This is a genomic window from Flavobacterium daejeonense DSM 17708, from assembly GCF_000425425.1.
GTDB classification, from domain to species: domain Bacteria; phylum Bacteroidota; class Bacteroidia; order Flavobacteriales; family Flavobacteriaceae; genus Flavobacterium; species Flavobacterium daejeonense.
In genome coordinates this window covers 181,684-195,621 of record NZ_AUDK01000002.1, presented here as the reverse complement: position 1 = coordinate 195,621, position 13,938 = coordinate 181,684, and the positions used below count along the sequence as shown (strand labels likewise).

Annotated in this window: 10 protein-coding genes; 1 reads left to right on the top strand and 9 read right to left on the bottom strand. The window is 38.0% G+C overall.

What is annotated here, in order from left to right; translation table 11 throughout:
* The first annotated feature begins 383 nt into the window (after positions 1-383).
* Positions 384-2,609, top strand: coding sequence for a cbb3-type cytochrome c oxidase subunit I (locus H599_RS0102735; protein WP_026712713.1), 2,226 nt, complete (start codon positions 384-386; stop codon positions 2,607-2,609).
* 58 nt (positions 2,610-2,667) lie between these two features.
* Here H599_RS0102735 and H599_RS0102730 read toward each other — a convergent pair whose 3' ends face one another.
* From H599_RS0102730 to H599_RS21310, 9 genes are all read right to left on the bottom strand, one after another.
* The gene (locus H599_RS0102730) at positions 2,668-3,477 is read right to left on the bottom strand and encodes an MOSC domain-containing protein (protein ID WP_026712712.1); all 810 of its coding nucleotides are present in this window, start codon (positions 3,475-3,477) and stop codon (positions 2,668-2,670) included.
* Positions 3,478-3,650: 173 nt separating this feature from the next.
* Positions 3,651-6,194, bottom strand: a complete 2,544-nt coding sequence (locus H599_RS0102725; RefSeq protein WP_026712711.1) for a heavy metal translocating P-type ATPase — start codon at positions 6,192-6,194, stop codon at positions 3,651-3,653.
* A 73-nt stretch (positions 6,195-6,267) separates the two neighbouring features.
* A complete protein-coding gene (locus H599_RS0102720; RefSeq protein WP_026712710.1) occupies positions 6,268-6,633 on the bottom strand; it encodes a heavy metal-binding domain-containing protein in 366 nt (121 codons plus the stop codon).
* 96 nt (positions 6,634-6,729) lie between these two features.
* Positions 6,730-7,290 carry an AraC family transcriptional regulator gene (locus H599_RS0102715; RefSeq protein WP_026712709.1) on the bottom strand — a complete coding sequence of 187 codons (561 nt, stop codon included), beginning with the start codon at positions 7,288-7,290 and terminating at the stop codon, positions 6,730-6,732.
* 108 nt (positions 7,291-7,398) lie between these two features.
* Complete coding sequence (locus H599_RS0102710) at positions 7,399-8,097, bottom strand: DUF3347 domain-containing protein (protein ID WP_026712708.1); 699 nt, start codon at positions 8,095-8,097, stop codon at positions 7,399-7,401.
* 165 nt (positions 8,098-8,262) lie between these two features.
* Complete coding sequence (locus tag H599_RS0102705; RefSeq protein WP_026712707.1) at positions 8,263-9,474, bottom strand: efflux RND transporter periplasmic adaptor subunit; 1,212 nt, start codon at positions 9,472-9,474, stop codon at positions 8,263-8,265.
* Positions 9,475-9,521: 47 nt separating this feature from the next.
* The gene (locus H599_RS0102700) at positions 9,522-10,754 is read right to left on the bottom strand and encodes an efflux RND transporter periplasmic adaptor subunit (RefSeq protein WP_035141065.1); all 1,233 of its coding nucleotides are present in this window, start codon (positions 10,752-10,754) and stop codon (positions 9,522-9,524) included.
* 2 nt (positions 10,755-10,756) lie between these two features.
* Complete coding sequence (locus tag H599_RS0102695; RefSeq protein ID WP_026712705.1) at positions 10,757-12,010, bottom strand: TolC family protein; 1,254 nt, start codon at positions 12,008-12,010, stop codon at positions 10,757-10,759.
* Positions 12,000-13,934 carry an efflux RND transporter permease subunit gene (locus tag H599_RS21310; RefSeq protein WP_026712704.1) on the bottom strand — a complete coding sequence of 645 codons (1,935 nt, stop codon included), beginning with the start codon at positions 13,932-13,934 and terminating at the stop codon, positions 12,000-12,002. Before H599_RS21310 ends, H599_RS0102695 begins: the two co-directional genes overlap by 11 nt.
* Between the last annotated feature and the right edge of the window lie 4 nt (positions 13,935-13,938).

The window sequence follows — 13,938 nt, the reverse complement described above, 5'->3', positions numbered from 1 at the left end:
ATTGCTCCGCAAAGTCCCCCATCTGGCTCGTTTGCAACGAGTACCCACTTACTTTAAAAACTAAATAAAGCATTTGCCACGCGACTCTTAAAAAAATCTTTCGCGTTCGAAACAGTAAATCTTCACGCAGATTTTGCAGATTTCCGCAGATTACCGAATAAATTTTCAGCTCAAATCTGCAAAGTCTTCGTGCTAAATTTTAATAAAGGATGTTTTTGTCTTTTATTAAAATTAGTGTACTTTTGTATCGAATAATTAAAACCTTTACACAAAATGAAAAATCAACATCTGGCAGTAAACAATAAAAGATAAAAAACTCTTTTTATCTTTTATCAAAAGAAAAAAGTAAAAAAATCACAACAAATTAATTCCAATTAAATAAAATGAAAATGAAAAAAACGTGGTTAGCCTTTATAAGTGTGGTAATCATCTCATTTATAGTCCTTCTGGGAGTGGGGAAAGAAATCTATCAAACACAGCCTCCTATTCCGGAAAAAGTAATCTTAAAAAACACAGGAACGGTAATTTATACCAAAGAAGATATTCAAACCGGCCAAAATGTATGGGAATCCATTGGCGGAATGGAAGTAGGTTCGGTTTGGGGACACGGGAGTTATGTAGCTCCGGACTGGACCGCCGAATGGATTCATAAAGAAGCCGTTTTCATGCTGGACAATTGGGCAAAAGCCTTTAACACTTCTTATGACAATTTAGATGTTGAAAAAAAAGCGGCGCTAAAAGCCCGATTAATCCAGGACATCCGAACCAATACTTATGATGAAGCCACAAAAACCATCAGTATTTCGGAAGAACGCTACAATGCCATCAAAAACAATACGGCACACTTTAGCAGTATTTTTTCAGAAGGAAATGCCGAATATGCTATCCAGAAAAAAGCATTAACCGACAGCAAAAAATTAGCTCAGCTAAATGCTTTTTTATTCTGGACTTCCTGGGCTGCCAGTACCAACAGACCCAACGCCGATTATACATATACGTCTAACTGGCCGCACGAACCCTTGATTGACAATAACATTACCAACAGCTCGGTGATTTGGTCAGGTTTGTCAATTGTATTGTTGTTATTGTTCATCGGAATATTAACTTACTATTACCTTCTTAATCATGAAAAAGGCGAATTGCTGGACAAACCACAAAGCAATCCGTTACAGGACTTAAAATTATTGCCTTCTCAAAAAGCAGTTTTAAAATATTTCCTGGTTATTTCATTATTAATCGTTTTACAAATTGTTTTAGGAATTGTCACGGTGCATTATACCGTAGAAGGTCAGGCGTTTTTTGGTTTCGAAATTTCCAAATTCCTGCCTTATTCTGTCACAAGAACCTGGCATACGCAGTTGGCTGTATTTTGGATTGCCGCAACCTGGTTAGCCACCGGATTATTCCTGGCACCGATGATTTCCGGAAAAGAAATCAAAAAACACATTTTGGGAATCAATTTTCTGTTCATTGCCTTACTGATTATTGTATTGGGTTCTATGTTTGGCGAATGGCTTGGAATACACCAATTCTTAAGTCTTACAACCAACTTTTTCTTCGGGCATCAGGGCTATGAATACATGGATTTAGGACGTTTTTGGCAAATATTACTGGGAGTAGGATTGGTTTTATGGGTTCTTATGGTAAGTCAGCACATTATTTTTGCCATACGTAAAAACGATCATTCTAAAACATTGCTCACCATATTATTGATTTCGGTAATGGCCATCGGAATGTTCTTCTTCTCAGGATTAATGTATGGCGAAAACAGCAGCTTGCCGGTTATTAATTACTGGAGATGGTGGCTGGTTCACCTTTGGGTAGAAGGTTTCTTTGAAGTATTTGCCACGGTGGTGATTGCTTATATTTTCTCTCAAATGAAAATAATTTCAGCCAAAACAGCGGGAAGAGTTTCAGTAGCATCAGCGACCATCTTTTTAGCCGGAGGGATTTTGGGAACTTTGCACCATTTGTATTTTTCAGGAACTCCGGTAAAAGCCATTGCTTTGGGAGCTACTTTTAGTGCTTTAGAAGTTGTGCCGCTTACTTTAATGGGATTTGAAATCAGAGAAAACTGGAATTTATTAAAAAGTACTGCCTGGATGCAAAAATACAAATGGCCTATTTTCTTTTTCATTGCCGTCGCTTTTTGGAATTTTATGGGAGCCGGAGTATTTGGATTCTTAATCAATCCGCCAATTGCTTTGTATTATATTCAGGGATTAAATACAACAGCTGTTCATGCCCATACTGCTTTATTTGGCGTATATGGAATGCTCGGAATGGGATTCATTTTAATTTGTTTGCGTTTCTATTCAGACAGAGACTGGGATAACAGCAAACTTAAAAAAGCTTTTTGGGCTTTGAACATCGGTCTTGTTGCAATGGTTCTTTTTAGCTTATTGCCAATTGGAATTATTCAGGCATACACCTCAATTACCAAAGGCTATTCCTTTGCCAGAGAAAGCGAATTACTGTACTCTCCAACCATACAAACCTTAAAATGGTTGCGCATGATTGGTGATATTATTTTCTCAGTGGGTATTTTTTACTTCTGTTGGTTTACCGTAAGTGAAACCATTTATAATTTAAAAAGAAAAATAAAATAACGCTTTCCTTTTTTTAAACGAAAGCCTGTCAGGAATCATGAAATCCCCGGCAGGCTTTTTATTTTTTCAATGCGATTGCAGCTCCGGTTGCAAGAACTCCCTCCTGCTGCGCGATTACATTTTGCCCGAAAATCACCTTATTCCCTGCTTTTTTATACGTAGACAGTGTATATAAAGGTTCTTTTCCTGCAAAAACTCCTTTTTCAAAATCAATGGTCGTCATAATACAACGTCCGCAGGGCTTAACCCCGTAAAAAGTATGTGTGCTAATTTGAAATTCCCGCCATTTTTCTTCTTCATAAGCCTTTCCTCCGCTAAACACAAAATTAGGCCGAAAACGTCGGATAGAAACCGGATTTTCCAATCGGGTATTTAAATCGTCTAATGAAGCCTGTCCAATAAGCAAAAACGGAAATCCATCCGAAAAGGAAGTAATATCATCCGGAGTAACGGCATAATCCGGATCTACTTTGCGCAAACTGCCTTCGGGCATATAAACCAATCGGACTTTAATGCCTAAAATTTCCGAAAACCAGTCCGAAACCGCTTCGTCCACCTCAACAGCCTGCACAACATCTTCCCAAACCATTACTTCTTCTAAAAGACTTTCCTCTTTTGGCGAAAGCGGAAAACGAATACTTCCTTTAGCAGCATCATTGTGAGAAATTTGTAAAAAACTGTCTTCAATTTGAGGGTGAAATAATGCCAATTCCGGATGTTTACGTTGGCTAACAAAAACGCCATTTTCATCCACCAGCATCCATCTTCGGTCAAATTCCAACCCTCTTGGAGTGACTTTTGCTTTTTCCAAACGAATGCCGGCAAGCGATTTTACCGGATAAATCCAAATTTCAGAGAGTTGCATCATTTTGTCTTTTTTTCAAAAATAATAAATTAAAATCTTAACCATATAAGTTCATTTAGTCAATGATAAACTTATACAGTAAAAAAAACAGGAATCAAACAAGCAGATTTTAGCCCTTAAAACTTATCTGCGGTAATCTGCTAAAATCCGTTTCATCTGTGTCCCAATTTATATTTTTATAATTTCAAATTTCGCAATCGCAACGCATTGGTAATCACTGAAACCGAACTAAAACTCATGGCCAAAGCCGCAATCATGGGTGACAATAAAATTCCAAAAACAGGATATAAAACCCCTGCCGCAATTGGAATTCCGATAACATTATAGAAAAAGGCAAAAAACAAATTCTGATGAATGTTTTTCATTACCGCCTGGCTCAATTCTTTGGCTTTCACAATTCCCTGTAAATCGCCTTTTACCAAAGTAATTTTAGCACTTTCAATCGCCACATCGGTTCCGGTACCCATGGCAATCCCCACATCCGACTGTGCCAATGCCGGTGCGTCGTTAATTCCGTCTCCCGCCATCGCTACCATTTTACCTTCATTTTGCAATTTCTGAATCACTTTCAGTTTGTCTTCCGGCAAACATCCCGCCTGAAAAGAGCTCAATTGCAAAGCATTGGCCACTGCCTCAGCCGTATTTTTATTATCTCCGGTCAGCATCACCACTTCCACACCTTTTTGCATCAACTCTTTGACCGCCGCCGCGCTATTGGTTTTTATAGCGTCAGTAATCACCACAAATCCCAAAACCGAACGATCAACAGCAATATAAGAAACGGTTTTCCCCAGTTTTTGCTCGGTAATAACCTGCTCCTCCATCTCAGAAGGAATTTCGGCCTGAATTTCTTCCATAAGCTTGCTGTTTCCTAAAGCAACCCGTTTTCCGCTCACAATGCCGCTTACTCCTTTTCCGGTAATCGCTTCAAAGTTTTCAGCCGCAGTTAAAGTTATGTTTTTCGCTTTCGCAAAAGAAACGATGGCTTGTGCCAAAGGATGTTCGCTGTATTGATTAACAGATGCAATTGCCTCAAGCGCCACATTTTCCTTTTCGTCAGAAACCTGAATGTGCTCCACCGAAGGTTTTCCTTCTGTCAAGGTTCCGGTTTTATCCGTAATTAAAACATTTACCTTATTCATGTTCTCCAAAGCTTCGGCATTTTTTATCAAAACCCCCAATTGCGCTCCCTTACCCACTCCAACCATTACCGACATAGGTGTTGCCAATCCCAAAGCACAGGGACAGGCAATAATTAAAACCGCAACAGCATTGATAAATCCGTAAATCAAAGCATTTTCTTCCGGACCAAATTGAGCCCAAACCAAAAAAGTAATTACAGCCACGGCAACGACAATAGGTACAAAATATTTAGAAATTCTGTCGGCTAATTTTTGAATGGGCGCTCTGGAACGGCTGGCATCATTCACCATTTGTACAATTTGTGACAATAAGGTTTCGGCTCCTACTTTTTCGGCCAGCATTAAAAAAGATTTATTTCCGTTGATGGTCCCCGCCACCACCGCATCGGCTGTCTTTTTATCCACCGGAATGGGTTCGCCCGTCAACATCGATTCGTCAATAGTGCTTTCTCCTTCGATGATTTTTCCATCCACCGGAATTTTATCGCCCGGTTTTACACGCAATAAATCGCCTTTTTTAATTGCATCGATAGCAATCACTTTATCTGTACCATTTTCTACCAAAATGGCTTCTGTAGGAGCTAATTTCAACAATTCCTTAATGGCACCACTGGTTCGGCTGTGGGCTCTGGCTTCTAACAACTGTCCTAACAAAACCAGTGTCAAAATCACGGTTGTGGCTTCAAAATACAAATGCACCGTTCCCATTTCAGTTTTAAATTCTGCCGGAAAAAAATCAGGAAACAACAAACCAAATACACTGAACAAGAAAGCCACACCAGCACCAATTCCGATAAGCGTGAACATATTCAAATTCCAACTTATTATTGATTTCCAGGCGCGTTCAAAAAACATCCAACAGGCATAAAAAACAACCGGTAAAGACAATACAAACTGCACCCAATTCCAGCTTTCCATATCCATCACTTTCATTAACGGATTATTAGGAATCATATCCGACATGGCAATAATGAAAATAGGCAGCGTAAATACTACGGCAATTTTCATTTTTTTAAGTAAATCGGTATAAGTTTTATTATCCTCGTTTTCTACAGCTTTCATGGGTACCAAATCCATTCCGCAAATAGGACAGGAACCCGGTTCGTCCTTAATCACTTCCGGATGCATGGGACAACTATATTGGGTTTTAGCAGCGGTTATTTCAGGGGCTTTTACTAAATCCATTCCGCAAACCGGACAACTTCCGGGTTTATCATACACCTTATCTCCTTCGCAAAACATAGGGCAATAATATTTCCCGGCTTGTTTTGCGGACAATTCCGGATTCTCTTTTGGCTGATGATGATGCGAATGAGAAGAAGTCCCGCAACAGGATTTGGATTCCGGTTTCGGTTTATCTTTAGCTTCCGGATGAGCCATTTCGATGGTATAATTTCCGGCATTTGCCAAAACTTCCTGTAATTGTGAAACAGGCAGATGTTTTTCCATTTGGATAATAGCTTCCGGCGGATTCAACGTAACCTTTGCTTCAATGCCTTCAATAGTATTCAGCGTTTTTTCAACCTTGGTTCGACAACCGTCGCAACTCATTCCTGTGACTGTATAAGTATGTTTCATGATTATAAACGATAAAAATAAGTCCCGTAAATACAGGACTCTTCAATTAAAAAATATAAATTCTAAAAACTATTTATTCTTCCGAATCCATGTTTTTATGCATCTCTTCTTTCATCTTAGGCATGTCTTCTTTCATATTTTTCATCGCTTTCATATCCATACCACATTTAGGACATTTGCCCGGTTTGTCACTCATTTCGTTAGGATGCATCGGACAGCAAAATTTATCAGCATGCTTCTCGGCTTTCATTTTTTTAGCCACTAAATCCATCCCGCATTTAGGACATTTTCCGGGTTGGTCACTTTTCACTTCCGGATGCATCGGACAAGTGTACATGGCTTTTTGAGCTTCATTTTTAGAAGCTTTTTCGGTGGTTTGAGCAACAGCTGTTACCGAAACCGCTAAGAACAGGCTTAGCAAAAGGAGTATTTTTTTCATGATTTTATTAATTTATTTTTGGTTATTTTCTTAATACAAAGTTCAGAAAATCATGCATTTTTTGCCTTGTACAATTTTGATAAAGATTTGTAAAATTTACAATTTATCAATCTGTTTCCGGCTATTTTCCTGAGATTGTTTGTAAGCCGTAGGCGAAAATCCGGTAATTTTTTTAAACTGATTACTCAAATGTGCCACATCGGTATAATTGAGCTGAAAAGCAATTTCGCTCAAACTTAATTCGTTGTAATTCATCAGTTCTTTTACTTTCTCAATCTTTTGTGTAATAAAATAATGCTCGATGGTAATGCCTTCATTTTCCGAAAACAAATTGCTTAACGCATTATAATCCTGTTTTAAATCTTCGGCGAGATATGTGGACAAATTAATTTTGAGCTGGTCTTTTTGATAATGCACCAAATTGACAATCAGTTTTTTTATTCGCTCAATAGTTTGGCTTATTTTGTCATCCAATAATTCAAAACCCAAGTCTTTCAAATTTTCAGACAACTGTTGTTTTTCGGTTTCCGTAAGCGGATTTTCAATTTCAGCTTCTCCTAATTTTAAGGTGCGCACCGAAATATCCATTTCTTCCAATAGCTTTTTGACGGCCATTTCGCAACGGGCACAAACCATATTTTTGATATAAATTTTCATTTGAAAAATTATTTTAAAACTACTTTAAACAAAAAAATCCCAACTTAGAAAAACGAAGTCAGGATTTGGATTGCTTTCATCAACTACAATAATTAAGTTGGAAAAAGATTATTTAATTTCTTTAATCATACCTCCGCATTCAAGCATTTCGGAACCATAATACGGATTTTTGATGGCTTTAAATTCACTAATCCAATACCCGCTTTTTCCTTCGTTATACATTGGGCAATAATCCTGATACAAATGCTGACTGCTCCCAAAAGTGGCAATCAAAGTTGAAATATCTTTGCTTAAAACCGCAAAATACTTTCTTTGCAAATCCATTTTAGTCTCATTTTTAGCGATTAATCCGGCTTGGATTTTAGCATCGTCAGTACTATTTAAATATTTTGTCAATAATTTGGAATCAATTTTTGTAACATCAGTTGCCGAAACTGCTTTTTCAAAATCGGCTGCTACGGTAGCTGCTTCTTTTGCATTATCGGCTGCCAAGGCGTTTTTGATTTTCAAATAAGCATTAATAATCGCATCAGTAGAAACAGAAGCTTTCACAGCATCGCTTACTTCTGCAATTTCAACTTTAGTGTCTGCCGATTCTTCTCCTGATTTTGCGGGTTCTAAATCCATTCTGCATTTACTGCACACATCGCCTTTTTTTCCTGTAATTTCCGGATGCATCGGACAGCTGTATTGCACATCGGATTTGACAATTACCTGTCCTTCTGTTTCTTTTTCTTCTTTATTCTTTTGATTACAACTTACTAAGGCAAGTGTTAACATGAAGCAGGAAAACATTATTTTTTTCATTTTTTTTATTTTTTAATCTTTAAAATTAATTGGTTCTTTTTATAATTTATTTTCACGTAAACTGTACCGAAGGTACGACATCTGGATAAAATTTCCCATTTTTGATGACATGCTTTGTTTAAAAATTTCAATCTCAGCGCATCTTTTATACCAAAAATGATTCCGCTACATTTTCATTCCCGCCATAGGATCTTTTCCTTTTCTAAATTTATATTCACTGTTAATGGCATAAGCACCGGTAATTACCACTTTTTTATCTGAATCCAACGGGGAAGTAATTTCAACCATCCCCCCCGATTCTACACCGGTTGTTACCATCACATTTTCAAAAACACCGTGACTTTTTTCCAGCCAGATAAACGTGGCATTTTCATCTCTGATGACCGCATCAACAGGAACAAAAATTCCTTTTCGTATCGTCATTTTTAATCGGGCAATAGCCTGCATTCCCGGTTTTAAATCCAAACGAGGATTAGGAACTTCCATTCGGACGAATAACAATCTAGAATTAGGATCAATTTCCGGATTAATAAAAATCACCTGTGCCCGCACAACCTGATTCGGATAATCCACAAAAGACAAAGTTGCCTTTTGTCCCAGATGCAGTTTTTTAGCATAATTAACATTAATCTGAGTTTCGAGCCACAAACTCCCTAAATCGGCCAGTTTAAGTATCGGTGTTCCTTCCATTACATAACTGCCTTCGGTAATGGCAATTTCCGAAACCGTTCCGCTGTAAGTGCTGTAAAAAGTGGTATAAGGAGAAACCTCTTTTTGCGTTTTAATGGCTTCAATCTGTTTTGGCGACAAGCCGTAAAACAACAGTTTCTCTTTGGCTGAGGCCAAAATATTTTGGGCATTTTTACCAAAATTTCCCGGCATACTCAGTTGTTTAAAAGCCGCCAGAAAATCCTGTTTGGCTATCGCCAAATCTTCACTGTACAACTGATACACCGCCTGATTTTTTTGTACAAAATCACCTTCGGTTTTAACATACAACTTTTCTATTCTTCCCATCGCTCTGGACGAAATACTCTTAATTCGTTCCTGATTAACGGCCAGTATTCCGTTATAGCTTTCCTCCGGACTAGCTTGTGAAGCAACTAACGGAGCGGTTGTGATATTCCCTAACTTTAGCTGTTGGTCGCTCAACGAAATTTCATTTGACTGGTCTTTATCTTTTTTCATCAAAGTTAATTCCATGTGACAAATAGGGCATTTTCCCGGTTTGTCTTCTTTTACCTGAGGATCCATCGAGCAGGTATAATACGCCTCTTCCTCAGAATGAAGATGCGCATCCTTACTCTTGGAATTACAGGACAAAAGCAAAACAAAAACCAATAAGCTAAGCCAACTTATTTTTCTAGATACTTTCATTTCTTCTCTATTTTTTAGAATCGTTTTTTCTATTTCAACAATAATTTCTAGCGAATAAAACTTTCACTGTCCATCAGATAGTATCCGTTTTCGGCTACCTCCTCTTCGGTGCTTATTCCGCTTAAAATTTGTATCCAGCCCTTTCTTTCAACTCCGGTTTTTACCTTAGTCGATTGGAATCCGTTACCTTTTTTTACAAATACAAGCTGATGACTTCCTAAACTCACCAAAGTTTGTTTGGGAAGCCAGATTCCCTTTTGCGAAAGCGTTTCAATCTTTCCTTCTAATCGCAAACCAATTGGGAACTGCCGTTGCGCATTATTGAGGTACACCCTGATGCGATTGGTTTTTTCCGAAGGATTGAGTTGGGCTTCTACAAAATCTACTTTAGCATTCACTACCTCATCCGAATCTAATTCGCTCCTAATCTCAATAGACTGCCCTACTTTAATTTGCCCGGCATAACCCTGTATCACATTAAATACGCCCCAGACTTTATCAGTACTAACCAACTGAAAAACCACGGTATTTTTAGTAATATAATAGCCTTCTTTCAACAAAGGAGCTCCCGAAGCAGCGGTAGTTTTCATCGCATCATTAACAGTTGTACTTTTTGAACCACTCACAACACCACTAACCGGACTGTAAATTGAAATTATCGGGTGGACTCTTTGTGTTGTAACCAACGAATTAATCTGGTTTTTAGTCATGCCGTAAAGCAGTAATTTTTGTTTTAAAGCGTTTATAATAGGCTTGTTTTCTGAATCATTATGAATCAAATACAGGAAATTTTGCTGCTCGGTAAGCAATTCCGGACTGTACAAATCGAATAATTTTTGTCCTTTTATTACTTTTTGGTATGCATAATTCACATACATTTTTTCGATTCTTCCGTTTACTCTTGCTGCAATATTTTCATAGGAATTCGCGTCATAAGTAACAATTCCCGGTAACTTTAACTCGCTGCTTATTGCGGTATCTTTGGCTTGGGTAGTTTTAAAATTTCCCGCCACAAACTGATTGCCCGGCTGAAGTAATTCTTCAACATCGGGACTTTGTGACTTTTCTCCTTCTACTGTTTTTTTGACCAAATCCATGCCGCAAATGGGACATTGTCCGGGTGCATTTCGAATGATTTCCGGATGCATCGGGCAGGTATAAACGGCTTCTTCATGCGAATGAGCGGACTCATTTTTAGATGTACCAACAAAATAATACACCGCAAATCCCAGCAATACAACTGCTATAGCCAACAAACCATATTTTAGATAGTTATTCATGTTTATTTTCTTTCTAGTTGTTTTTCAATTTCTACCTGAACATTCAAAATCATTTGCAATTTATCCAGCTTTTCCATTTGCGCCATATTGAGTGCTTCCCAGGCATCCAGTACCACAAATAAATCGCCGGTATTGTTTTGCCAGGCTAAAACCGCCGTATCATAATTACGCTTTAAAGCCGGAATAATGTGCTTTTCTGCAATATCGTATTGCTTTTTCAGGCTGCTCCATTCTGCCTGCATACCGGCAATCATTCCCGAAACTTCATTCAGAATCATTTGTTTTTGCCATTCCAGACTTTCGTTTTTAATCTTAAAACTATTAGCATTCGCCTTATTCATTTTAGTGGACCAGGGCATTGGCAGTTTGATCATTCCCATTAAAGTAAATTGTTGGGGCATTTGACCAAAAGCAAACATGTGATCGTATTTTATGCCAAATTCCGGCAGCTGTTTTGACTTTTCAATTTCCATTTTAAGTTCATTCAACTCCATCGTTTTTTCGATTGCCTTAACATCGCTTCGGTTTTGAGCAAGCATAGTCACATCCGTTTGAAACGAATCGGCTTCTTTGAGCGTATAATTCGAATCAATTTCAAAAAGCAAATTTTTATCTCTTGCCATCAGCGTATTGAGTGCAATTCGTTTTTGGGAAATTTCATTTTGCAGCATTAGCGCTTCACTTTGCAAAGCACTGTATTTGGATTTGGCCTTATAATACGTGGGCAATTTATCCATATTATACTGATAGCGGATTTCCATACTTTTAATCATGTAATCCAACAGCAACAGATTCTCTTTGATAATTTTAATTTTTTTATCTAAAACCAGCCATTGGTAATAATTGGCTTTGGCCAAAGCATTCAACTGATTACCGGTATATTTTTTATTTTCGGCTTCCACCGAAGACATGGTGTTCATGTAATTAGCTTCGGCTTTTTGTCGGGAAGCATTAGGAATCATTTGAGTAAAACCAACCATATACGAACCCATTCCCCGGCTCATTTCATCGGCTTTCCACATTTTAGTATTGTAAGGCGTCATAAAAAACCCGGTACTAATTTCGGGAGCCATCCAGCTTTTTGCTCCTTTTGCAGCGGCATCCATACTTTGAATATCGGCTTCGTACATTTTAAGCTGAGGATTATTGTTTTGAATTTGCATCAAAATTTCATCCAATGAAAGCGTTTGTCCTGCAGCTGCTAAGGCATTTAAAAGCAAAAAAACTATACTGATGTAATATTTACTAATTTGCATCGATAATATCTATTTTCCCTTTTGTTTTCAATTCTCTTAATTTGGTGATTTCAAAAACAACAGGGGTTACTAATAATACATAAATAACAGAGGAAATTGTTCCTCCAATCAAGGGTACGGTAATTGGAACCATCACGTCGGCGCCGGTTCCGGAAGACCAGAGTATTGGCACTAACCCAAAAAGTGATACCGAAACCGTCATTAATTTTGGTCGCAATCTTTTTGCCGAACCTTCAATAACATATTCCCGTATAATATCTTCGTTGAGAGTTTTGCTGCTGTTTCCATATTTGGCAATCATTTTATCCATTGCTTCATTGAGGTAAATGGTCATCAACATAGCGGTTTCGACCGCCATTCCAAACAAAGCGATGAAACCTACAGCAACAGCCACTGACAAATTGATTCCGTAGAAATACACCATAAATATTCCTCCAATTAGAGCAAAAGGAACAGTTATCATCGTGATTAAAGCTTCCTTCATGGAACGATACGTGAAATACAAAATCATAAAAATAATGAGGACAACAATCGGTAAAATCAGACTTAAGGTTTGGTTTGCCCGAATTTGATTTTCCCATTGACCGCTCCATTCCAAATAATAACCTTTAGGCATTTTAGCCATCATAGCATTGAGTTTATCCTGAGCTTCTTTTACGGTACTGCCCAAATCCCGGTCGCGTACATTAAACAAAACACTTCCGCGAAGCATGGCATTTTCGCTATTAATCATCGGCGGTCCGTCACTTATTTTAACTTCGGCAACTGATTCGAGAGGAATTGGTCCAAATTCCATGGTTTGAAGTTGTAATTGCTTTAAGGCGCTCAGACTGTTTCTGTATTCCTGAGCATATCTCGCATTGACCGAAAAACGTTGCCTCCCTTCGATGGTAGAAGTCAGCGTCATTCCGCCAATGGCAGTTTCTACCACATTGTTTACCTCATCAACACTAAGACCGTAGCGGCCAATTTCTTCTCTTTTGGGAATAATATCGATGTATTTTCCGCCGGTAATAGGTTCGGCAAATAAATCTTTGATCCCCGAAGTGCCTTCTAATGCATTTTTAATTTTTTGGGATAAAGCATCAATAGTATCCAGACTGGTTCCGTAAACCTTAATCCCAACATCGGTTCGGATTCCGGTTGAAAGCATATTAATCCGATTGATAATTGGCTGAGTAAAACCATTGGTTACTCCGGGAATTTGAAGTTTATTATTAATTTCGGTAATAATATCATTCTTCGTTATTCCGTCTCTCCATTCGCTTTGCGGTTTGAGTAATATTATGGTCTCAATCATACTTATCGGACTGTTATCGGTCGCTGTATTGGCTCTTCCGGCTTTTCCTAAAACATGAGTTACTTCGGGAATTGAGCGGATTAATTTATCCTGAACCTGCAAAATTCGTTTGATTTCCGTATTCGAAACATCCGGTAAAGTCACCGGCATAAACAAAATGGATCCTTCATCTAAAGGTGGCATAAATTCCGAACCCAATCGGGTGAACATAAAACCACCAATTAACAAGGCTGCTACATTTATGGCCAAAATTGTTTTTCGCCATTTTAAACAAAAAATCAAAACCGGTGTATAAACCTTTTCTAATTTTCTGTTTATCGGATTTTTTTCTTCAGAACGCAATTTGCCTTTGAGCAAAAAACTAATCAACACCGGAGTGAGCGTTATTGCCAAGAAAGCATCAACAATCAAAATAAATGATTTTGTCCAGGCCAGCGGACTAAACAGCTTTCCTTCCATTCCCGTTAACAAAAACACGGGCAGAAAAGAAGCAATAACTATAAGCGTAGAATAGAAAACTCCCGGACCGACTAGTTTGGAAGAATCTTCAATAATCTTCATTCGCTCCTCGGAAGATAAAGAATCCTGCTCTTTATTAAACCTATTTTTAAATATATTTTTCATAGTT

Excerpts from the sequence above, each read along its gene's own strand:
- H599_RS0102720 (WP_026712710.1), bottom strand. The coding sequence starts at position 6,633 with ATGAAAAAAATACTCCTTTTGCTAAGCCTGTTCTTAGCGGTTTCGGTA.
- H599_RS21310 (WP_026712704.1), bottom strand. The coding sequence starts at position 13,934 with ATGAAAAATATATTTAAAAATAGGTTTAATAAAGAGCAGGATTCTTTA.
- H599_RS0102695 (WP_026712705.1), bottom strand. The coding sequence starts at position 12,010 with ATGCAAATTAGTAAATATTACATCAGTATAGTTTTTTTGCTTTTAAAT.
- H599_RS0102710 (WP_026712708.1), bottom strand. The coding sequence starts at position 8,097 with ATGAAAAAAATAATGTTTTCCTGCTTCATGTTAACACTTGCCTTAGTA.
- H599_RS0102715 (WP_026712709.1), bottom strand. The coding sequence starts at position 7,290 with ATGAAAATTTATATCAAAAATATGGTTTGTGCCCGTTGCGAAATGGCC.
- H599_RS0102735 (WP_026712713.1), top strand. The coding sequence starts at position 384 with ATGAAAATGAAAAAAACGTGGTTAGCCTTTATAAGTGTGGTAATCATC.
- H599_RS0102730 (WP_026712712.1), bottom strand. The coding sequence starts at position 3,477 with ATGATGCAACTCTCTGAAATTTGGATTTATCCGGTAAAATCGCTTGCC.
- H599_RS0102725 (WP_026712711.1), bottom strand. The coding sequence starts at position 6,194 with ATGAAACATACTTATACAGTCACAGGAATGAGTTGCGACGGTTGTCGA.
- H599_RS0102700 (WP_035141065.1), bottom strand. The coding sequence starts at position 10,754 with ATGAATAACTATCTAAAATATGGTTTGTTGGCTATAGCAGTTGTATTG.
- H599_RS0102705 (WP_026712707.1), bottom strand. The coding sequence starts at position 9,474 with ATGAAAGTATCTAGAAAAATAAGTTGGCTTAGCTTATTGGTTTTTGTT.